Genomic DNA, 21,106 nt, shown 5'->3' with positions numbered 1-21,106 from the left:
GCTGTAATTACTGAAGACGCTGCGCTGGTGCGTGCTTATTTGATAACGGCGGTCTGCTGCCTGTCGAGCGCAGCCCGGTAAGCCGGATGTTCGCGCAAGGTGGCGAAGCAGAAACCCTTCCGCTCCAAGCCGGAAATCAACGGCTCCAGCACGGCCGGCGCCCATGGATCCTTGCGCGACCAGATGCCAAGATGGGCCATGACGATGTCGCCATCTTTCAGTTTGCGCAAAGCTCGTTGCAGCAACATGGCATTGGGCCACTTTTCGCTCGGCAACTCGTCGCCCGAGAAACCGGCTTCGGCCCACGCCACATGAGAATAACCGCAAGCGCGCCCTGCCGCCAGCAGCTGCGGCGTCAGCTTGCCGCCGGGCGCGCGCCACAGATGGTCGAGCGTGGCGCCGGTCAGTTCCTTGAAACGATCCGCCACGCGCTGCAGCTCGCTGCAATACTGGGCGGCGCTCCAGACCTGCTTCTGGCCGGCGTGCGCGCCAAATTGTGGTTTGACTTCGATGCGGCCGTCGGGCAGATCACGCTGGACGTAGACATGGTCGAAGGTGTGCGTGCCGAAAGCATGGCCTTCGGCGACACGCGCTTTCCAGTATGGTGCCCAGGCCGGATCGAGCGTGTAATCGCCGTTGACGGTTTTTTCGTTGGCGAGGAAGAAGGTCGCCTTGATGTGATGCTTGTTGAGCGTTTTGGCGATGAACTCGGCCTGCGACTGGCTGCCGGTATCAAAACTGAGGTAGATCGTGCCCTTGCAGGATGATGCGGCATTGTCGGTCGCCGCCTGCACCGGCCAGATCGAGACCACTGCGGCTACCGCAGCGCCCATGGCAGCGAACCTGCCAAGGCGAAGCGAACCTGCTTGCAGCGCCCTCTGCATCAGAGGTCGGCAGCCCGATTGATGAAGTAGATGCCGTGCGGCGAACGGCCGACCGGGATGATTTTCGTGATCTTCTTGCTGGCAAGATCAATTACGGCGACCTTCTTGACCCAGCGCAACGTAACCCACATGGTCTTGCCGTCGTCAGTCACTTCCATGCAATCCGGGCCGCCGGGCACGGAAATGACGCCGACGCTTTCCAGCGTTTGCAGGTCGATGATGTTGATGGTATTGGAGACGCGATTCGAGACATAGACATAGCGCTTGTCGCCGTGGGCGCGGAAGTTGTGCGCGCCTTCGCCGGTGCGGATGGTCTTGACGGTCTTCTGCGTGCGCCAGTCGATCACCTGCACGTAATCCTTGCCCATGATGCCGACCAGCAAATACTTGTTGTCCGGGGTCATGAAGATACCGGCAGGCAACTTGCCGACTGGCATGGTCCATTTGACCTGCTGGGTGGCAAGGTCAATGGCGCTGATCTCGTTGCTGCCCTGCTGAGTAATGAAAGCGGTGGTGCTGGCGGCGTCGAAGGCGATATGGCTCGGCGTCTTGGCCAGGCGCACGCGCTTGGCCAGGTCGAGGTTATGGCCGTCGTAGCGGTACACGTCGACGCGGTCCAGGCGCAAGCCGTTGGCGATGAACCATTTCTGGTCCGGGGAGAAGCCGATCTGGTACGGATCGATGATGCCGCGCAGCTGGCGCTGCACTGCGCCCGTCTTGGGATCAAGGAAAATCAGCTGGTTGCCGGTAGCGCTGGCGACGATGAGCGACTTGTTGTCGGGCGTCGCCATCAGGTGATGCGGCTCCTTGCCGACCGAGAAAGTGTTGATTTCCTTGTAAGTCGACTGATCCAGCAACGTCACCGTGGCGTCGCCGGAATTGAGGACCACCACCACGTTCGCAGATACCGGCGCAGTGATGACAGCGGACAGCGCGCACAGCGCCAGAAGAGAGAGCCGGGAAAACCGGGCAAAACTATGCAGCATGAAGAACTTTACTTTAAAAATTGCGATCTTACCGTGCATGAAATCCGTAACAAATCCGTAAAAAAAGCACGCCCCACGGTACCTAACGCTTGTGATGCCGATTTGGCTGACACGAGTGGCGTTGATCCCGGTGTTTTGCGGTGTTTTGGTTTACACTGCCACCAACCCCGTTCAGCAACGCAGCATGTACATGCGCAGAACGCAGGGAGGACGGGCCTTTCAGCGCCCTTTTCTCCCGGACGCGCGGCTAAAAACACAGCACAAACAAACTCTTTGAAAGGAACAAAATGTCTACTATCGCTACCTCCTCTGGACTGCAATACGAAGAAATCCAGGTTGGCGCCGGCGACGAAGCCAAGGCAGGAAACCATGTCAGCGTGCATTACACCGGCTGGTTGCAAAATCCGGATGGCACCGCCGGCAGCAAATTCGACTCGAGTAAAGACCGCAACGATCCATTTGCGTTCCCTTTGGGCGCAGGTCATGTGATCAAGGGCTGGGATGAAGGCGTCCAGGGCATGAAGGTCGGCGGCGTCCGCAAGCTGATCATCCCTGCTGCGCTGGGCTATGGCGCACGCGGCGCCGGCGGCGTGATTCCGCCGAACGCGACACTGATTTTCGAAGTCGAACTGCTCGCGGTCTAAGCGGTTTAACGCCGTCCCAAGGCCATTCAGGAGGAAACATGAGTTTGCAGGAACAATTTGAACAGACCGTCGCCGAGTCCAAGAACCTCTCGGAACGCCCCGACAACATGACCCTGCTGAAGATGTACGGCCTGTACAAGCAAGGCAGCAGCGGCGATGTGCAAGGCGATCGTCCTGGCATGACCGACTTTGTCGGTCGCGCCAAATGGGACGCCTGGGAAGCCCTCAAAGGCTTGCCGCAAGAGGAAGCGCAGCAGCAGTATATTGACCTGATCGCCGATCTGAAGGGCTGATCTATTCCTTGAAAACAGCGTCCGGAAAATAAAAAACCCGCCTCGGCGGGTTTTTTATTGCCTTCATGACAATGCCGGATGAATGCCAGATGATTACGGCTTCGGCTGGACATCACGATTCAGCAGGTTCGGCGGCGTCTGCCCCGACAGCGCGGCGATCAGGTTATCGGCCGCGCAGTTTGCCATCGCCAGTCGCGTCGGCGTCGAGGCGCTGGCGATGTGCGGCGTCAGCACGACGTTCGACAAACCGAGGAAATCCGGATTGAAGGCAGGTTCGTTCTCGAACACATCGAGGCCCGCAGCAGCAATCTTCCTGTCGCGCAAGGCGGCGATCAGCGCCGCGTCGTCGACAATCCCGCCGCGCGCCAGATTGATCAGCGTGGCCTGCGGTTTCATCAGGGCCAGATCGGCGGCCTTGATGGTGTGATGCGATTCTTTCGAATACGGCAACACCAGGATGACGTGATCGGCGGTACGCAGCAGTTCTTCCTTGCCGACATACTTTGCATTGTTGGCGCGCGCTTCCAGTTCCGGTGAAAGTTGCGAACGGTTGTGATAAATCACATTCATGTCGAAACCCAGCGAACGCCGTGCGATGGCCTGGCCGATGCGGCCCATGCCGATGATGCCCAGCGTCGAACCATGCACGTCCGATCCGGTGAAACTGTCGTAGCTCCACTTTTTCCAGTGCCCGGCGCGCAGCCAGTGTTCCGACTCGGTGACGCGGCGCGCGGTCGCCATCAACAGCGCCCAGCCGAAGTCGGCGGTGGTTTCGTTGAGAACATCAGGCGTGTTGGTGGCTTGCACGCCGGCCTTGGTGGCGGCGGCGACGTCGATATTGTTGTAGCCGACCGCCATGTTGCACACCGCCTTCAATTGCGGATTAGCCGCGAACAAGGCGGCGCTGACCGGTTCGCTCGGCGTCGAGAACAAGCCGGCCTTGCCCTGTACCTTGGCAATCAGTTCATCGGCCCCGAAAATGCGGTCTTCCTGATTGGACTCGACGTCGAAATGTTGCGCCAGGCGCTCCAGCACTTCAGGGAAAACGGCGCGTGCAACGAAGATCTTTGGTTTCATGCTTGTCTCTTTATCGTTAAACAAAAAACAGGAAGGTCATGATGACGAACAGCGGCACCAGGATGGCGAACGACCAGGCCATATAACCGAAGAAGGACGGCATCTTGATGCCGCGCTCTTCGGCGATGGCCTTGACCATCATGTTGGGCGCATTGCCGATGTAGCTGTTGGCGCCCATGAACACGGCGCCGGCCGAAATCGCCGCCAGCGTCGAACTCAACTTGGTCATCAGCGTATGCGCGTCACCCGACGCGGTGTTGAAGAACACCAGATAAGTCGGCGCGTTATCGAGGAATGACGACAGCAGCCCCGTGATCCAGAAATACATCGCGTCGACAGGCTGGCCGTCCGGGCCGGTGACGGCACGCACGACGGCGCCGAACGCACCCGCTTCGCCTGCCCGCAGCATGGCGATCACGGGAATGATGGTGATGAAGATACCCGCAAACAACTTGGCCACTTCGAGGATCGGCCCCCACGAAAAATCGTTGCCGGCACGTGCAGATTTCGGTGTACTCCACAGCGAAATCACGATGATCGCGACCAGCGCGAGGTCGCGCAGCAGGTTCTGCAATTCGACCGGCGTGCCCATGACATCGAATGCCACGCCTGACTTCCAGAAGCCGCTCATGAGCACCAGCGCGATCACCGCCAGCAGCAGCACGAAATTGAATTTCCCTTCGAAGCTGATGCCCGAGTCGGGCGTCGGATCGCGCGCCGGCGGCAAGGCTTCTTCCTTGTTCTTGTAGTAGTGGCTATCGAGCAGATAGAAAATCACCAGCAGCGACACGCAAACGAACAAGGTCTCGGGGAAGATGTTCTGCATGGTCCAGAAAAAATCCACGCCCTTGAGGAAACCGAGGAACAGCGGCGGATCGCCCAGCGGCGTCAGCGAGCCGCCCGCATTGGCAACCAGGAAGATGAAGAACACCACAATGTGCACCGCATGCTTGCGGTTGTCGTTGGCGCGGATCAGCGGACGGATCAGCAGCATCGACGCGCCGGTGGTGCCCATGATGCTGGCCAGCACGGTGCCCAGCGCCAGCAGGCCGGTATTGAGCGCCGGCGTGCCGTGCAGGTTGCCGCGCACGCAGATGCCGCCGGCCACCACGAACAAGGCGGTCAGCAAGGCGATGAAGGGGATGTACTCGGCCAGCAGCGCATGGACGGTACCGGCGGCGGCCGTATGCACGCCGAACGTCGCCGCAAATGGCAGCAGGAATGCCGCGCCCCAGGCCAATGCGATCTTGCCGAAATGATGGTGCCAAAAATGTTCGAAGAGCAAAGGCCCGAGCGCAATCGAGAGCAACAAACCGATGAATGGAATACCCCACAACGCAGACAATGCGCCGCCGTCAAGATCGGCTGCATGAGCCAGTTGAGGAAGCATCAAAGCAAGGCCGAGACCGGCCGATGTCGTGAGGAGTTTTGTGCGCAATGTGAGACCTTGTGAAGAGGAAAAACCGTAACAAACGAGGCCACACTATACCAGCAAGACCGGCCATGGCGGCCGGAATCCGAATGCATTAAAACATTTCAACCAAGACTTTGGGGCAGAATCTGAACCGGCGAAAATTCTCTCGCCGCGGCCATGCTGCGAGGGCTTACTTGATCTCGAATACCTGCCGCAGATACTTCACGTAGGCTTCATCGTCGCACATGTTCTTGGCCGGCGTATCGGACAGTTTCGCCACCGGCTGGCCGTTGCAGCGCACCATCTTCATGACCACCTGCAGCGGCGTGTAGCCGAGATCGTTGGTCAGGTTGGTGCCGACGCCGAAGGCCACTTTTGCGCGATCCTTGAAGCGCAAATACAGCGACACCACCTTGTCGAAATCGAGGCCATCGGAAAACACCAGCACCTTGCTCTTGGAGTCGACGCGGTTGTTGTCGTAATGCTTCAGCAGGCGCTCGCCCCATTCGAACGGATCGCCGGAATCATGGCGTGCGCCGTCGAACAGCTTGCAGAAATACATGTCGAAATCGCGCAGGAAGGCGTCCATGCCGTACACGTCCGACAAGGCAATGCCGAGGTCGCCGCGGTATTCGCGCGCCCACATTTCAAAGCCGTAAATCTGCGAATCGCGCAGGCGTGGACCGAGCGCCTGGCAGGCTTGCAGGTATTCATGCGCCATCGTACCCAGCGGCGTAAGGTCGTGCTGCATGGCGAACTGGACGTTGGAGGTGCCGGCAAAATGACTGCCCATGTGGTCCTTCATCGCCAGGATCACTTCGGCGTGCCAGCTGCGCGAGAAGCGGCGGCGTGTGCCGTAGTCGGCGATCTTGCAACCGTCCAGCGCCGGGTTGTCGGTCAGCAGCGCGATCTTGTCGCGCAGGCGCGCACGGCCGGTCTCGTAGTCGGGAGCGCGCTGAGTGGCGCGAAAATACACTTCATTGACGATCGCCAGTACCGGCACTTCAAACAGGATGGTGTGCAGCCACGGACCTTTGACCTGAATCTCGATCTCGCCGTTGTCAGCCGGCGACGGCGTGACGCTGATGTACTTTTCGTTGAGATGGAACAGATCGAGGAAGTCGACGAAATCGCTCTTGATGAAACGGAAGCTACGCAGGTAGGCCAGTTCCGATTCGCGGAAGCGCAAACGGCACAGCGCGGCGATTTCCGCCTTGATCTCATCGATATACGGCGTCAGGTCGACATCGTCGTTGCGGCATTTGAAACGGTACTCGACCTGCGCTCCCGGGAAATGATGCAGCACCACCTGCATCATGGTGAACTTGTAGAGGTCGGTGTCGAGCAAGGAAGAAATAATCATGGCGCCTGACGAGTCAAAAATGATCGTGTGCTGGAGAGGACAAGGGGCACTATCTTACCTTGGATAGGGAAGATCGTGCCCCGCCCGCGTGGAGGGTTAATCAGTCAGCCGATCAGCCGGCCGGATCGATCATGCGCCGCGCAAGGATTGCGGCATGATCAGCGCATCGCCGAAGCCGGCCTGCGTCCCTTGATGTAATTGTCGTCCGGCATGTAGCGCGCGCCGTCGAGGTAATGCCATTCGGTCATGTTGCTGCGCCCATCCTTGCACACCAGCGTCGCGACGAACGCCCCCATGCTCGACTGCTGGTCGTGGGCGCGGAAGGTGATCGGCCCGACCGGCGTCTCCACGCTCAGGCCGCGCATGGCCGTCACCAGTTTTTCGGAATCGACCGATCCGGCCTTCTTGATCCCGGCGGCGATCGACATCACGGTGCTGTAGCCGAACACCGCCTGCAACAACGGACGATCGTTGAAACGCTTCAGGTAGGCCTCGCGGAAGCGCTGATGCTCGGGCGTGGCGAGTTGCTCCGACGGATAACCCAGCACCACCCAGTTTTTGGTGCCTTCATATTGCGCCAGCACATCGCCCAGCGCCGGGCCGGCCGACATTGAAAACACCGTGCTGGCGGCGAACAAACCCTGACGGCTGCCCTCTTCCGCGAATTGCTGCAGGTCGCTGCCGAAGGCGGCGTTGAAGATCGCATCAGGGCGCGCCTGGCGCAAGGCCTTGACGACCACCTCGGCGCGCATCTTGCCCAGCGCCGGCCATTGCTCGGCGACGAATTCAATGTCCGGACGGCGCTCTTTCAGCAGCAGCTTGAAGTTGGCGACCGCGCTTTGTCCATATTCGTAATTGGGCGCGACGATGGCCCAGCGCCGTCCCGGCACCTTGGCGGCCGCTTCCGCCAGCATGGCGGCCTGGGTATAAGTCGACGGCCGCAGGCGGAAAGTGTAGCGATTGCCCTTGTCGAGCGTGATGGCGTCCGACAAGGCATCGCCGACGACAAACAGCTTCTTTTCGGATGCAGCTGTCCTGGCGACTGCCAGCGCCACGTTCGACAGCATCGAGCCGGTCAGCACATCGACGCGATCGGTCTTGATCAGCGCCTCGGCGTGCCGTACGGCCTCATCGGGGCTGCCGCTGTCGTCGCGCGAAATCAGTTCGAGGTTGCGTCCCAGCAGGCCTCCGGCGGCGTTGATTTCGACCACGGCCAGGTCGGCGCCGTTGCGATAGGCCTGGCTCGACTGCGCCACGCCGGTATGACTGTTGATTTCGCCGATGCGGATGTTCTCGGCCCGAGCGGCAACCGCCAGCGCCAAACCCAGCCCCAGCGCCGCCGTCAGCCCGGTCAGCGCGCGTGTCACGAAACCCGTCTTTGCTTGTTCGTCGTTCACTTTTGATCTTGTCCTTGGACGAATGAATATTTCATATTTACTTATACGTAATTTGTATAAGCCTCATTTGTGAGAAAAGTTGAATTGCCTTAAAATACAAGGCTTTCCAGCCGGTTGTATAGGGATTGTCGCGCGACCAGAAGATTTGCCTCAGATCTGCCTGCAAATTGCGAAGCAATCAAGGAACAATCAGGAATTCCGGCTGCAATCGAAATTTGCCTCGATTGAACCGCGCCATATTGCCACTAATTCCGGCTGAGTTTGCCCAGGTTTTAAAGAAATTTTACAGATAGGACTGTTATGACCCACGTTGTGACCGACTCCTGCATCCGCTGCCGTTACACGGACTGCGTCGATGTATGCCCGGTTGATTGCTTCCGCGAAGGCCCGAATTTCCTCGCCATCGATCCCGACGAGTGCATCGATTGCGCCGTTTGCGTAGCCGAGTGCCCGGTCAATGCGATCTATGCGGAAGAAGACGTACCGGCCGATCAGCAGGAATTCATCAAGCTCAATGAACAACTGGCGCGTTTCTGGCCTTCAATCACCAAAACCAAGGCGCCGCTGGCCGAAGCCGAGGAATGGAAAGACGCCAAGAACAAACTGGAGTTCCTGCAGCGCTGAGCCTGACAGCGCCGCAACGGAGCGGCGCCGGCAACCGGCCGGCACGCTCCTTCAACAGACAGCCTTCACTTCTAGCCATACAGCCAAGATCGGGAATGCACGCGCAAGCCGCTACGCAAACCTGCCTTGGCCGATAGCCAATTGAGTCTGGAAACACCCTCAACTGAAACGGAAATTGGATTTTTTTATGGACAACTTCAAGATTGCCGCGGCTGACGCCGGCAAGACAACGCCGATCGAAACCGATGCCGTCATCGTCGGCGCCGGCCCGGTCGGCCTGTTCCAGGTATTCGAACTCGGCCTGCTGGAAATCAAGGCGCACGTCATCGACTCGCTCGCCAATGTCGGCGGCCAATGTGTCGAACTGTATCCGGACAAGCCGATCTATGACATTCCCGCCGTGCCTGTCTGCACCGGCCAGGAACTGACCGACAACCTGCTGAAGCAGATCGAGCCCTTCGATCCGACCTTCCATCTGGGCCAGGAAGTCACCGTCGTGCAAAAGCGCGAAGACGGCCGTTTCGACCTCGAAACCTCGGCAGGCACCAAGTTCATCACCAAGACCATTTTCATCGCCGCCGGCGTCGGCTCGTTCCAGCCGCGCACGCTGAAGGTCGACGGCATCGAAGCCTTCGACGGCTCGCAACTGTTCTACCGCGTCAAGAATCCGGCCCAGTTCGAAGGCAAGAACATCGTCATCTGCGGTGGCGGTGACTCCGCGCTGGACTGGGCGCTGAACTTCGTCGGCAAGGCCGAATCCGTAGTGCTGCTGCACCGTCGCGAAGAATTCCGGGCGGCGCCGGCATCGGTGGCCAAGATGAAGGAACTGTGCGAACAGTACGAAATGCAACTCATCGTCGGCCAGGCTACCGGTTTTGAAGCCAAGGACGGCAAGTTGTCCGAAATCAAGGTCACGGGCGCCGACGGCGTCACCCGCCGCTTGCCGCTGGACATGTTGCTGGTGTTCTTCGGTTTGTCGCCAAAACTGGGCCCGATTGCCGAATGGGGCCTGGACATCGAGCGCAAGCAGTTGAAAGTGGTCGACACCGAAAAGTTCGAAACCAATGTGCCGGGCATCTTCGCGGTCGGCGACATCAACACCTATCCGGGCAAGAAGAAGCTGATTCTGTCGGGCTTCCACGAAGCCGCGCTGGCCGCTTTCGGCGCTGCGCCGTACATCTTCCCGGACAAGAAGATCCACATGCAGTACACGACGACATCGCCGAAACTGCACAAGATTCTCGGCGTGGAAACTCCGGTCTTCGATTAAATCCGATCACCCGTGCTTCACAAAAAAAGCCTCTTCCATTCGGACAGAGGCTTTTTTCTTTGTGCATTGGCGTGCATATTGATTCAAAATCAACATTCTGATGCCGATAATGTCGCTATAAATCGTTGAATAAAAAGGCATAATTTGTTCCACAACCTGAAAATTCTTTGTCGACATTTAGTGTTTTTATCATGCCCCGGCGCACCACGGTGAACACCGAACCGTGTTAAAATATTGCATTGCAACATAGCAAGAAAATAGAGCTATAACAGAGCAATACTTGTAGTCTCGACAGCACACAATGCCGTTATGGACTAACCAGCCAGCTTCATGCGTACTATGTGTAAAGGTCAGCCATGCTTTATCAAATTCACGAATTAAACCGTGCCTTTCTCACCCCCCTGATGCAATGGGCGGAGACCTCGGCAAAACTGTTTTCCGATCCTGTTTCCCCGCTGGCCCACACGCCATTCGCACAACGTATCGCCGCCGGTTACGAACTGCTCTACCGCCTCGGCAAAGACTACGAAAAACCAGAATTCCAGATCGAATCGACCGAAATCAATGGCAAGACCATCGGGATCGTCGAGAAAACCGCTGAAACCAAGCCCTTCTGTCGCCTGATTCATTTCAGCAAGGACCTGGACAGCAAGCAGTACGCCGCGCTCAAGCAGCCCACCGTGCTGCTGGTTGCACCGCTGTCCGGTCACCATTCCACGCTGCTGCGCGACACCGTGCGCGGCCTGCTGCCGAATCACGACGTGTTCGTCACCGACTGGACTGATGCACGCATGGTGCCGCTCGATAAGGGCGCGTTCCATCTGCATGACTACGTTTATTACATCCAGGACTTCATCCGCACCCTGGGTCCGGACGTGCACGTGATCTCCGTGTGCCAGCCGACCGTACCGGTGCTGGCCGCGATCGCCCTGATGGCGAGCGCCAACGATCCCAAGCTGCCCAAGAGCATGACCATGATGGGCGGTCCGATCGACGCGCGCAAATCGCCGACCGCGGTCAACGACCTGGCCACCGAAAAGCCGTTCAGCTGGTTTGAAAACACCGTGATCTACAGCGTGCCGGCCAACTTCCCCGGCTTCGGCCGCAAGGTCTACCCGGGCTTCCTGCAGCACGCCGGTTTCGTCGCCATGAACCCGCGCCGCCATGCGCAGAGCCACTGGGATTTCTACATGCACCTGCGCGACGGCGACGACGAGTCGGCCGAAAGCCATCGCAAGTTCTACGATGAATACAACGCCGTGCTCGACATGCCGGCCGAGTTCTACCTGGAAACCATCAAGATCGTATTCCAGGACTTCGACCTGCCGCAAGGTACGTGGAAGATTGACGGCAAGCTGGTGCGTCCGCAGGATATCAAGTCGGTGGCGCTCTTTACCATCGAAGGCGAACTGGACGACATCTCCGGCTCCGGCCAGACCCAGGCGGCGCAAGACCTGTGCTCGTCGATTCCGAAGTCGCGCAAGCAGCACTTCACCGCGCCCAAGTGCGGCCACTACGGCATCTTCTCGGGCCGCCGCTGGCGCGAAGTGATCTGTCCTAAAATCGGCGAATTCATCAAGGCGAATTCCTGAGCGGTCTGCAGTCCAAGATCCGCAAGCCTTTGCCCGTAACAAGGCAAAGGCTTTTTTATTGCCTGCACGCAGCGATTCCCTCACGGCGCCGGTTTCCGGGATAATACGGCTTCCCGTCCGTTCAGCCATTTTTTACCAGCCATCCAACGTGTCTTCCTCCGCTGTCCTCACACTCGCCGACCAGATCGAAAACCTGCTGCCGCAAACCCAATGCGGCAAGTGCGGCTATCCCGCCTGCCGGCCGTATGCGGAAGCGATCGCCGACGACAGCGCAGGCTACAACCAATGCCCGCCGGGCGGCGCCGAGGGCGTGGCGCGCCTGGCGCAACTGCTGTCCCGCCCGCTGCTGCCGCTCAACCCGGTCAACGGACTGGAGCGTCCGCGCACGCGCGCCGTCATCGACGAAGCCGCCTGCATCGGCTGCACGCTGTGCATCCAGGCCTGCCCGGTCGACGCCATCGTCGGCGCCGCCAAACAGATGCACACCGTGCTGCCCGATTTGTGCACCGGCTGCGATCTGTGCGTGGCGCCCTGCCCGGTCGACTGCATCGCCATGGTTGAAGTCACGCCGGGCCTGACGGGCTGGCAGGCATGGTCGCAGGAACAGGCCGATGCCGCCCGCGCGCGGCATGACTTCCGCAGCTTCCGCCTGCGTCGCGAGAAGCAGGAAAACGACGACCGCCTGGCCGCCAAAGCCGCCGCCAAGTTGAAGGAGGTGGAAGCCGCCGATGCGCTGACGCCAGCTGAGAAAGCCGAGCAGGACCGCAAGAAAGCCATCATCCAGGCCGCCATCGAACGCGCGCGCCTGAAAAAAGAACAAGCCGCCGCCAATGATCAACCAACAGCCAAGCCCGTCCGCCAGCCATGAACAGCGAAAAGCGCCGTGAAATATTCAGCCGTCTGCGGCAAGCCAATCCGACTCCGACCACCGAGCTGGAATACACCACGCCGTTCGAACTGCTGATCGCCGTGCTGCTTTCAGCGCAGGCCACCGACGTCTCGGTCAACAAGGCCACGCGCAAGCTGTACCCGGTCGCCAATACACCGGCCAAGATCTACAAACTGGGCGTGGACGAGCTGATTCCCTATATCCAGACCATCGGCCTGTTCCGCACCAAGGCCAAGAACGTCATCGAAACCTGCCGCATCCTGCTGGAACAGCACGGCGGCGAGGTGCCGCAGACGCGTGAAGAACTGGAAGCCCTGCCGGGCGTGGGGCGCAAGACTGCCAATGTGGTGATGAATACGGCCTTCGGTCATCCGACTATCGCTGTGGACACGCACATTTTCCGCGTGTCCAATCGCACCGGCATTGCGCCGGGCAAGGACGTCGATGAGGTCGAACGCAAGCTGATGAAATTCGTCGCTCCGGAATTCCTGCAGGACGCCCACCACTGGCTGATCCTGCACGGCCGCTACACCTGCATCGCGCGCAAACCGCAATGCTGGAACTGTCTCATCGCCGATCTATGCGAGTTCAAGAAAAAGACGCCTCTGCCCGAAAAAGGCGTGTAGCCGCCCGGGTCAGTTGGCGCTGCCGCTGATGACCTTCCTGACCACCCAACTTTGGTTTTCCACCTCGTAAATGGTGAAGGTGGGATTGTTGAGGTCGCCGTCCTGGTTGAACGAGATCGTGCCCGTCATGCCGTTGAAGCGGATTTCATGCAGCGCCTCGGCGACCTTCTTGGGATCCGTTGAATTGGCCTGCCGCATCGCTGCGATCAGCACTTGCGTGGCGTCATAGGCGAACGGTGCAAAGAGCTCGATGTTGCTGTCGAATTTCTGCATGTAATTCTTTTCAAAATTCTTCCAGCCCGGCATCTTGCCCATCGGCAGCCCCGGCTCCAGCACCACGCTGCCGTTGCCGTCGGCGCCCGCCGCGCGCAGGAACGGCAAACCCACGGTGCCGCTGGAACCGATGAAGCGGACCTCGGGATTGCGCCGCTTCAGGCTGCGCGCCAGCGTCGAGGCCTGCAGCTCGAGGCCGCCGAACATCACCGCGTCGGGACGCAGCCTGGCGGCGTCGGTCAGCACTGCATTGAAATCCGAGGTCTTGTCGCTGACGCTGTGGGAGCCGACGATCTGCGCGCCCTGCTCCTTGGCCGAGCGGATGAATTGTTCGACGAAACCACGCCCGAACGCCGTGCCGTCATCCACCACCAGAAAGCGCTTGGCCTGGAGCGTGCGGACCGCATAGTCGGCGGTGTGGCTGCCGGCGCTGCCGTTGTTGCCGATGGTGCGGAAGGCGGCGCGATTGCCTTGCTGAGTGTATAGGGTGCTCATGCTGGCCGGCGAGATCTGGATCACGCCGCCGGCATTGTAGATCGGCGCGGCAGCCAGGCTGGCGGCGCTGTTCCAATGGCCGATGACGCCCACCACGCCGCTGCGCACCAGATAGCGGGCGATCAATTCGGCGGTGCGCGGATTGCTGCGGTCGTCCTGGATCAGCAATTTCAATTGGACCGGCCGGCCCTGGATTTGCAGGCCGCGCTTGTTGGCCTCATCGACCGCCAGTTGCGCGGCGTTGGCCATGCTTTTGCCGACGGCGGACGACGTGCCGCTCAACGGACCTGCATAGCCGATCAGCACGGTGCGGCTGTCGTCGTCTTCCGGGCTGGTCTTGGTGACAGCGGTGGCCGAGGCGATTGAGGCGTACGAGGAAATGGAAAACAACGAGAGCAACAGCAGCGACGACGACAATAGCGCCGGCAACAGGAACGCGAGCTGCACCCTGCAGAGCCTGAGTTTCATGAATGGTGTCCCCTCATTTCGCGAGATGTGACGATGTTTTTGCTCGTCTTGTAGGGACATATTACCGCAGGACAATTTCGTGCGTATGACTGGTTTTTCCTGCGCCGGCCGAGTTGGCCGACACGGCGTACAATACGGCTTTTACGCGTTTCGCCAGCCGCCGCAATGTTCAACCCCTCCCAGCATGATGTCCGCCGCTTCTTTTGCGAAGCATTCCGCAAGTATCGCGCCAACGAAATTCTGACTCCTCTCGAAGCCATCGCCCGCGACTGGATCGTCGAGCATCCCGAATACGATGATTCGCTCAAGGACGTCGAGCAGGCGCTGGCCGCCGATTACTCGGTCGAGCAAGGCCACAACCCCTTCCTGCACCTGTCGATGCATCTGTCGATCAGCGAGCAGATTTCCATCGACCAGCCGCCCGGCATTCGCAAGGCTTTCGAAGCGCTGGCGCAGCGCAAGGGCTCGGCCCACGACGCACATCATGAAATCATGGAATGCCTGGGCGAGATGATCTGGAATTCGCAGCGCAGCGGCCTGCCGCCGGACGGTGCGGCCTATATCGAAAGCATCAAGCGCCGCTGATCTTCCCGTTCTGGCGCAGCGTCCATGAAAAAAGCCACGGCATGCCGTGGCTTTTTACGTTGAGGCCAGGCCTCGGCTACCGGTTTTACTTCTCCAGCACCAGCGAACCAGGCAGCTTGTGCAGGTAAGCGGCGATATCCTGGATATCCTTGTCGGTCAGCACCTTGGCCTGACCGGCCATGATGGCGTTGGTGCGGCCGTTCATGCCGTCGTTGCCGCGGCGATACGACACCAGCGCATGCTGCAGGTAATCCTGATGCTGGCCTGCCAGCTTCGGATACGAAGGATCGATCGGGGAATTGAAATCTTTGCCGTGACAGGAAGCGCAGTTGTATTTTTCAACCAGCAGCTTGCCAGATTCGGCATTGCCCGCCGCAGCTGCTTGCAGGGAAACAACGGAGGCAGCGGCGAAAGCTGCCAAGGTCAGGATCTTGTTCATCTCGTGCTTCCCTTATTTTTGCTGTGAGTAGTAAGCAGCCAGTTCAGCGATGTCCTTATCGGACAGGCTGCCGGCGATGCCCTGCATGGACGGATGCTTACGCTCGCCTTTTTGATAGGCCTTCAGCGCGTTCTCGATATATTTTTCAGACTGGCCGCCCAGCATGGGGACCTGGTAGACCTCGGGGAAAGTCGCCTTGTAGCCTGGAATCCCGTGACAGCCGATGCACATCGACACATTGACCTTGCCGGTGTTACCTGCAAGATCGACGGCCGAGGCCGCGCTGGCAACACCCGCGAGAGCGAGCAGTACGAAGAGTTTTTTCATATTGGCAGGGGTAAATAAAATCAACTAAAGCGAAACACATGACTGTTCGAAGCTGGTTTCACAGGTTTGGCTATACATTATTGGCTCAACCAATTTGGCTTATTGGATTACTTGAGCATTCTCGCCCGTCCCCTGCGACGCCAAAAAACCGGTTGATTTTACCCCAACAACGCCGTGAGTCAATCTGTCGCAGCGCTCCAAATTACAACATCCCCCTCTGCGCCCACCCCATATTGCGGTGCTTCACCGCTCCTCTTCGGTCTCCGATTCGCTCGGAACGGGCCTTAAGGCGGCGCTGGCGGCCTTTTCAGGGAATAAAAACGTCCACGGCGAAGCCGCAAAACGTCGCAATACAGCACGAAAAACCACGCGCCGGATGCGCGCCGGGATTTCCCGCGCGCGCAAGGCCAGCGCCATCGCACACAAGAACGCGATGCCGACGTTGAGCGCGCCGATCACCATGATGCCGCTGACGGCCAACCAGAATGCCGGCGTCGACACAATACCCCAGCCAAGACTGGCCCCGGCGGCCACCAGCGTGCCGGTCGCCAGCGTGACGTGGCGCACGTCCAGCGGCAGTCCGAAGAACTCGGCCACCACCGGCCCCATACCGAGCAGCACGCCCAGCGAGACATTGCCGACGATGGCGGCGACATGGCGCTCCAGCCAGATGGCCCAGCGCGCCGCGCGTGCAGCGCCCAGCGCGTGCACCAGCCGGCGCTGATGCGCCAGTGCTTCGCGCAGGCGGCGCAAGGCGAACCAGTTGTCGGCAAATCCCGCCGCCAGGCTCGACAGCCACAGCAGGATGCCGGTCAAGGCTGCGTACAAGGGCGCCGGTCCGACCAGCGACAGGCTGTGCAAGGCCGCGCGGGCTTTTTCCGGCGTCATCAGCGTCGCGCCGGAGGCCAGCAGGAAGCCGGCCGTGATCAGCAGCATCGTCGGGATCACCGCAATCAGGTTGCCGAAAATCGCCGCCGCCTGCGAACGCAGCAGCATGGCGGTCTCGCCGATCAGTGCCCGCAGGCCGTCAACGGTGTCCAGCTCGCCCATCTTGGCCGCCAGCGCCGGTGCAGTCACGGCCGGCTGTTTGGTTGCCAGTACGCCACCCAGGGCGGCAATCAGCAGGAAGCTGAAGGCGTAATTGATTGATGCGAACACGCCCTCGAAGAAATGCGCCAGTCCCAGCCTGGCCAGGGCGATCTTGCCCAGCACCGTGAACGCCGTGACCACGCCGCCGATACAGGCGGCCTTGAGCATCGCACGGTAACCGGCGCTGTCGCGCGCGATGTAATGTTCGCCGTGATCGGCGCTGCGTTCGACCATCTTGCGCGCCAGCAGCGCGAAGCTGCGCCGCACCAGGCTGCGCACCGACGAGCGGCTGTGATGGGCGGCGATCAGGTCGGCCAGCAGCAATTGCACGCGACCGGCTCCGCGCCCCGCCTTGGGTTCCCGCCAGGTAGCCGAACGCACGTCGATGAGACGCCCCATGCGCGTCAGTTGGGCGCGCATGCGCTCGATGCGGTAGACCAGGCTGACCGAAACGCCGTATTCATCCAGATGCGCATAAATGCGATCGGTCTGCGCCTGGCACACCGCGATCAGCATGCGCGCGCTGCGCAACGGGCCTTCGTCGTGCGGGCTGGCCCGCAGATAGGCTTCCATTTCGCGTCGCAGGGCCATGAAAGGCGTGGCCTGCAGCGGCATCTTCGGCTCCAGCCGCTGGCGGAACGCCGGGCTGATACCGTCGGCCACCACCACCGTGGTGAGATAAGTCAGCGCCTCTTCAATCTGCTGCCAGTAGGTATGCGAGATGCCGTCGTCGGCTGCCAGCTTCCACAGCCGCTCCTGCAGCTCCTGATCCAGCTCGAGCAGCCATTCGGCGTCGTCCGGATCGGGGAACATCGCGGCGAACAAGGTCGGCAACTCGCTGGGCGACAAATGCCGCGGCAGCACCATCTTGAAAGCGCGTTCAGTCAGCTCGGTAAAAAAGGCCGGTTCATGCGGCAAGCCGGTGACCGAGAACAGTTCCGGCCCACTCGCCTCGCGCAGGGTCTTCTGCAGGCAGCCCTGCACCTGGCGGCGAATGTCGCGATGCGCGTCGAGCCAGTCCAGCATGGCGCGCACGCGCTGGTGCTTGACCCGGCGCCAGCCTTCAGCGTCGAGCAGGGAAACCTTGGGTTGATGGCGCACCCATTCGGCGACGTCGATCATCCAGTTGGCGCGGTCATGCCAGGCGGAATCGGGATCGGCGCGGCGCATCAGCACTTCCAGCTGCGGCCCATGTTCGCCGTGGTGTTCGTAACGCGCTTGCAGACCATGGCGGAAACGCCGCCAGATCACGCGCATCTTAAGAAAAAGAAACTTCATGCCTCACTCTGTTTTTATAAGGAAAATCACATGCAGCAGCATCAGCGCCGCAGCAAATTCCTCTGATTTCACTATATGGGGACGAAAAGCCCGTTTTCAAGCAAAGCCGGACCGTCTGCGCCGGCAGGTACGCGGGAAGCCTGAATCTTTTTACCTTATACTCGGATTTATTTTCGTCCTGATGACACCCCCGCCATGCGACAAGAAACACGCTTCGAAGGTTCCTCCAGTTACGTCGCGACCGACGACCTGAAACTTGCGGTGAACGCCGCGCTGACCCTGCAACGCCCCTTGCTGATCAAAGGCGAGCCCGGCACCGGCAAAACCATGCTGGCCGAAGAAGTCGCGGCAGCGCTTAACCGGCCATTGCTGCAATGGCACATCAAATCCACCACCAAGGCGCAACAAGGCCTGTATGAGTACGACGCAGTGTCGCGGCTGCGCGATTCGCAGCTCGGCGATGAGCGCGTCAAGGACATCCACAACTACATCCTCAAGGGCGTGCTGTGGCAAGCCTTCACCGCCGACGAGCCGCAGGTGCTGCTGATCGATGAAATCGACAAGGCTGACATCGAGTTCCCCAACGACTTGCTGCGCGAGATCGACCGCATGGAATTCTATGTGTATGAAACCCGCGAAATGGTGCGCGCCAAGCATCGCCCGCTGGTGATCATCACGTCGAACAACGAGAAGGAATTGCCGGACGCCTTTTTGCGCCGCTGCTTCTTCCACTACATCAAGTTCCCCGACAAGGACACCATGCAGCAGATCGTCGACGTGCATTTCCCGCACCTCAAGCGCGATCTGCTGGCGCAGGCGCTGCAGACCTTTTATGAAGTGCGTGACATTCCGGGCCTGAAGAAGAAGCCGTCGACCTCGGAACTGATCGACTGGCTCAAGCTGTTGCTGGCCGAAGACATCCCGACCGAGACCCTGCACAGCAAGGACGGCAAGGCCGCCATCCCGCCGCTGCACGGCGCGCTGCTCAAGAATGAACAGGACGTGCATTTGTTCGAACGCCTGGTGTTCATGTCGCGCAATAATCGATAATTTCGACAGCCCGATCCATTCAGTCACGCAAGGAGTCCGCCATGCAATTCCTGCATCCGATCACGCTCAAAGGCCACTACGCCACGCTCGAGCCGCTGTCGCTCGACCACCACGATGCGCTGATCGCGGCGGCCTCCGACGGCAAGCTGTGGAAGCTCTGGTACACAGCGATTCCCAAACCGGAAAACATGCGCGCCGAAATCGAGCGCCGCCTGCGGCTGCAGGAACAGGGCTCGATGCTGCCCTTCGTCACGCGCCGCCACGACACCGGCGCGCTGTGCGGCATGACCACCTACATGAACGCCGACGCCGTCCATCGCCGCGTCGAAATCGGCTCGACCTGGACCGCCGCCAGCGCCCAGCGCACCGGCATCAACACCGAGTGCAAGCTGATGATGCTGAGCCATGCCTTCGAGACGCTGCACTGCATCGCCGTCGAATTCCGCACCCACTGGATGAACCAGCAATCGCGTGCAGCCATCCTGCGCCTGGGCGCGAAGCAGGACGGCATCCTGCGCAATCATCAACGTGCGCCCGACGGTTCATTGCGCGATACGGTGGTGTTTTCCATCATCGAATCCGAATGGCCGGCAGTCAAACGCCATCTGCAATTCAAGCTCGGACACTGATTCGGATTCAATTATTTCTTCTATGCTGATCGACTTCTTTTTCACGCTCAAGGACGCACGGATCCCGGTCTCCATCAAGGAGTTCCTGATCCTGCTTGAAGCCATGCAAAAGAACGTGATCTCGCCGGACATCGACGACTTCTACTATCTCTCGCGCATCACGCTGGTCAAGGACGAGGCCAATTACGACAAGTTCGACAAGGCCTTCGGCAGCTATTTCAAAGGCATCGAAACCATCTTCGAAAAGAACCCCGAGATCCCGCTCGACTGGCTGTTGAAGCGCATGCAGCGCGAACTCACGCCGGAGCAGAAAGCGGCGCTGGAGAAGTTTGGTTATGACAAGCTGATGGATCGCCTCAAGGAGTTGCTCAAGGAGCAGCACGAGCGCCACGAAGGCGGCAACAAATGGATAGGCACCGGTGGCAGTTCGCCCTTCGGCAACAGCGGCTACAACCCGGAAGGCATCCGCATCGGCGGCGAGAGCAAGAACCGCAGCGCGGTCAAGGTGTGGGACGAACGGACCTACAAGGACTACGACAGCGAACGTGAACTCGGCACGCGCAACATCAAGGTGGCGCTGCGCCGCCTGCGCAAGTTTGCACGCGACGGCGCCGAGGAGGAACTGGCGCTCGACGACACCATCCGCGCCACCGCCAACAATGCCGGCTACCTCGACATCCGGATGCAGCCGGAACGGCGCAACAACATCAAGGTGATGATGCTGTTCGATGTCGGCGGTTCGATGGACGACCACATCGCACGCACCGAAGAACTGTTTTCCGCAGCGAAGACGGAATTCAAGAACATGGAGTTTTTCTACTTCCACAACTGCGTCTACGACTACGTATGGAAGAACAACCGCCGACGCCATGCGGAGCGCTTTCCGACCTGGGATCTGCTGCACAAATACTCGCCGGACACCAAACTGATCTTCGTCGGCGACGCCACCATGAGCCCTTACGAGATCGTCCAGCCGGGCGGCTCGGTGGAATACAACAATCCGGAAGCCGGCGCGGTCTGGCTGCAGCGCTTCACCAGCACCTTCGCCAACTTCGCCTGGCTCAATCCGGAACCGGAAGGCCTGTGGCAATACCGCCAATCGATTTCCATCATCCAGCAACTGATGAGCCAGCGCATGTTTCCGCTGACCATCGACGGCCTGGAACGAGCGATGCGTCTGCTCAGCAAGTAGCCAATCTAGGCGGCTACAGGCGTATAACCGGCTTCCTTGATCGCCTCTTCAAACTCGGCTGCGGCGACGCTGCTGTCGATGTTGACGCGCTTTTCAGCAACCTGGACGTCGACCTTGGCGTCGGCGTCGACTTCCTTGACGGCACGCGTAATGGCGCTCGCGCAGTGGTTGCAGGTCATGTCCTGGACGTTGAATGTCAGCATGGTGTTGCTCCTTCGTGAT

The 21,106-nt window shown here is 59.9% G+C and carries 22 protein-coding genes; 11 read left to right on the top strand and 11 right to left on the bottom strand.

Features of this window, described 5'->3' with window-relative positions; translation table 11 throughout:
• Window positions 1–35: 35 nt before the first annotated feature.
• The gene (locus tag ACIROY_RS12955) at window positions 36–833 is read right to left on the bottom strand and encodes a polysaccharide deacetylase family protein (protein WP_402341890.1); all 798 of its coding nucleotides are present in this window, start codon (window positions 831–833) and stop codon (window positions 36–38) included.
• Between the two features lie 50 nt (window positions 834–883).
• A complete protein-coding gene (locus tag ACIROY_RS12950) occupies window positions 884–1,870 on the bottom strand; it encodes a cytochrome D1 domain-containing protein (RefSeq protein WP_402341888.1) in 987 nt (328 codons plus the stop codon).
• 287 nt (window positions 1,871–2,157) lie between these two features.
• On the opposite strand from ACIROY_RS12950, the gene ACIROY_RS12945 reads away from it, so the two are divergent.
• Entirely contained in the window at window positions 2,158–2,514 is a 357-nt protein-coding gene (locus ACIROY_RS12945; RefSeq protein WP_116433276.1) for an FKBP-type peptidyl-prolyl cis-trans isomerase, read from the top strand.
• A 38-nt stretch (window positions 2,515–2,552) separates the two neighbouring features.
• Complete coding sequence (locus tag ACIROY_RS12940; RefSeq protein ID WP_402341887.1) at window positions 2,553–2,807, top strand: acyl-CoA-binding protein; 255 nt, start codon at window positions 2,553–2,555, stop codon at window positions 2,805–2,807.
• Window positions 2,808–2,900: 93 nt separating this feature from the next.
• On the opposite strand, the gene ACIROY_RS12935 is transcribed toward ACIROY_RS12940, so the two are convergent.
• From ACIROY_RS12935 to ACIROY_RS12920, 4 genes are all read right to left on the bottom strand, one after another.
• Window positions 2,901–3,884 (bottom strand): 2-hydroxyacid dehydrogenase, encoded by a 984-nt coding sequence (locus tag ACIROY_RS12935; RefSeq protein ID WP_402272543.1) that lies wholly within the window; start codon window positions 3,882–3,884, stop codon window positions 2,901–2,903.
• A 16-nt stretch (window positions 3,885–3,900) separates the two neighbouring features.
• Entirely contained in the window at window positions 3,901–5,274 is a 1,374-nt protein-coding gene (locus tag ACIROY_RS12930) for a sodium:proton antiporter (RefSeq protein ID WP_402272546.1), read from the bottom strand.
• Window positions 5,275–5,488: 214 nt separating this feature from the next.
• Window positions 5,489–6,661 carry a nicotinate phosphoribosyltransferase gene (pncB, locus tag ACIROY_RS12925; RefSeq protein WP_402272548.1) on the bottom strand — a complete coding sequence of 391 codons (1,173 nt, stop codon included), beginning with the start codon at window positions 6,659–6,661 and terminating at the stop codon, window positions 5,489–5,491.
• Window positions 6,662–6,819: 158 nt separating this feature from the next.
• A complete protein-coding gene (locus ACIROY_RS12920; protein ID WP_402272551.1) occupies window positions 6,820–8,058 on the bottom strand; it encodes an ABC transporter substrate-binding protein in 1,239 nt (412 codons plus the stop codon).
• A gap of 300 nt (window positions 8,059–8,358) precedes the next feature.
• On the opposite strand from ACIROY_RS12920, the gene fdxA reads away from it, so the two are divergent.
• The 5 genes from fdxA (at window position 8,359) to nth (ending at window position 13,059) form a co-directional block, all read left to right on the top strand.
• The gene (gene fdxA, locus ACIROY_RS12915; protein ID WP_053198552.1) at window positions 8,359–8,682 is read left to right on the top strand and encodes a ferredoxin FdxA; all 324 of its coding nucleotides are present in this window, start codon (window positions 8,359–8,361) and stop codon (window positions 8,680–8,682) included.
• 187 nt (window positions 8,683–8,869) lie between these two features.
• Window positions 8,870–9,952, top strand: a complete 1,083-nt coding sequence (locus tag ACIROY_RS12910; RefSeq protein WP_402272553.1) for an NAD(P)/FAD-dependent oxidoreductase — start codon at window positions 8,870–8,872, stop codon at window positions 9,950–9,952.
• Window positions 9,953–10,308: 356 nt separating this feature from the next.
• Window positions 10,309–11,544: a polyhydroxyalkanoate depolymerase gene (locus tag ACIROY_RS12905; RefSeq protein ID WP_402272556.1), complete on the top strand. Its 1,236-nt coding sequence runs from the start codon at window positions 10,309–10,311 to the stop codon at window positions 11,542–11,544.
• A gap of 148 nt (window positions 11,545–11,692) precedes the next feature.
• A complete protein-coding gene (rsxB, locus tag ACIROY_RS12900; protein WP_402272558.1) occupies window positions 11,693–12,412 on the top strand; it encodes an electron transport complex subunit RsxB in 720 nt (239 codons plus the stop codon).
• Complete coding sequence (gene nth / locus ACIROY_RS12895; RefSeq protein WP_402272561.1) at window positions 12,409–13,059, top strand: endonuclease III; 651 nt, start codon at window positions 12,409–12,411, stop codon at window positions 13,057–13,059. The genes rsxB and nth overlap by 4 nt, the downstream gene beginning before the upstream one ends.
• 9 nt (window positions 13,060–13,068) lie before the next feature.
• Here the strand turns inward: nth and ACIROY_RS12890 are convergent, their stop codons facing one another.
• Entirely contained in the window at window positions 13,069–14,295 is a 1,227-nt protein-coding gene (locus ACIROY_RS12890) for a branched-chain amino acid ABC transporter substrate-binding protein (RefSeq protein ID WP_402272563.1), read from the bottom strand.
• 165 nt (window positions 14,296–14,460) lie between these two features.
• Here ACIROY_RS12890 and ACIROY_RS12885 point away from each other — a divergent pair, with 165 nt between their 5' ends.
• Entirely contained in the window at window positions 14,461–14,880 is a 420-nt protein-coding gene (locus ACIROY_RS12885; protein WP_402272566.1) for a DUF1841 family protein, read from the top strand.
• A gap of 85 nt (window positions 14,881–14,965) precedes the next feature.
• On the opposite strand, the gene ACIROY_RS12880 is transcribed toward ACIROY_RS12885, so the two are convergent.
• From ACIROY_RS12880 to ACIROY_RS12870, 3 genes are all read right to left on the bottom strand, one after another.
• The gene (locus tag ACIROY_RS12880) at window positions 14,966–15,319 is read right to left on the bottom strand and encodes a cytochrome c (RefSeq protein ID WP_265214495.1); all 354 of its coding nucleotides are present in this window, start codon (window positions 15,317–15,319) and stop codon (window positions 14,966–14,968) included.
• A 12-nt stretch (window positions 15,320–15,331) separates the two neighbouring features.
• A complete protein-coding gene (locus tag ACIROY_RS12875; protein ID WP_053198566.1) occupies window positions 15,332–15,646 on the bottom strand; it encodes a cytochrome c in 315 nt (104 codons plus the stop codon).
• Window positions 15,647–15,889: 243 nt separating this feature from the next.
• A complete protein-coding gene (locus tag ACIROY_RS12870; protein WP_402272570.1) occupies window positions 15,890–18,013 on the bottom strand; it encodes a site-specific recombinase in 2,124 nt (707 codons plus the stop codon).
• 195 nt (window positions 18,014–18,208) lie between these two features.
• On the opposite strand from ACIROY_RS12870, the gene ACIROY_RS12865 reads away from it, so the two are divergent.
• Genes ACIROY_RS12865 through ACIROY_RS12855 form a run of 3 tightly spaced genes read left to right on the top strand, consistent with a single transcriptional unit; the run spans window position 18,209 to window position 20,884 of the window.
• On the top strand, window positions 18,209–19,063 hold the full coding sequence (locus tag ACIROY_RS12865; RefSeq protein ID WP_402272572.1) for an AAA family ATPase: 855 nt from the start codon (window positions 18,209–18,211) through the stop codon (window positions 19,061–19,063).
• A gap of 41 nt (window positions 19,064–19,104) precedes the next feature.
• Window positions 19,105–19,692, top strand: a complete 588-nt coding sequence (locus tag ACIROY_RS12860; protein ID WP_402272574.1) for a GNAT family N-acetyltransferase — start codon at window positions 19,105–19,107, stop codon at window positions 19,690–19,692.
• A gap of 22 nt (window positions 19,693–19,714) precedes the next feature.
• Window positions 19,715–20,884 (top strand): VWA domain-containing protein, encoded by a 1,170-nt coding sequence (locus ACIROY_RS12855; RefSeq protein ID WP_402341885.1) that lies wholly within the window; start codon window positions 19,715–19,717, stop codon window positions 20,882–20,884.
• Window positions 20,885–20,889: 5 nt separating this feature from the next.
• Here the strand turns inward: ACIROY_RS12855 and ACIROY_RS12850 are convergent, their stop codons facing one another.
• Window positions 20,890–21,087 carry a heavy-metal-associated domain-containing protein gene (locus ACIROY_RS12850; RefSeq protein WP_402272578.1) on the bottom strand — a complete coding sequence of 66 codons (198 nt, stop codon included), beginning with the start codon at window positions 21,085–21,087 and terminating at the stop codon, window positions 20,890–20,892.
• Window positions 21,088–21,106 lie beyond the last annotated feature (19 nt).

The organism is Herbaspirillum sp. NPDC101396 (assembly GCF_044767365.1).
Classification (GTDB): domain Bacteria; phylum Pseudomonadota; class Gammaproteobacteria; order Burkholderiales; family Burkholderiaceae_D; genus Herbaspirillum.
This window is presented reverse-complemented; position numbering and strand designations above follow the sequence as displayed.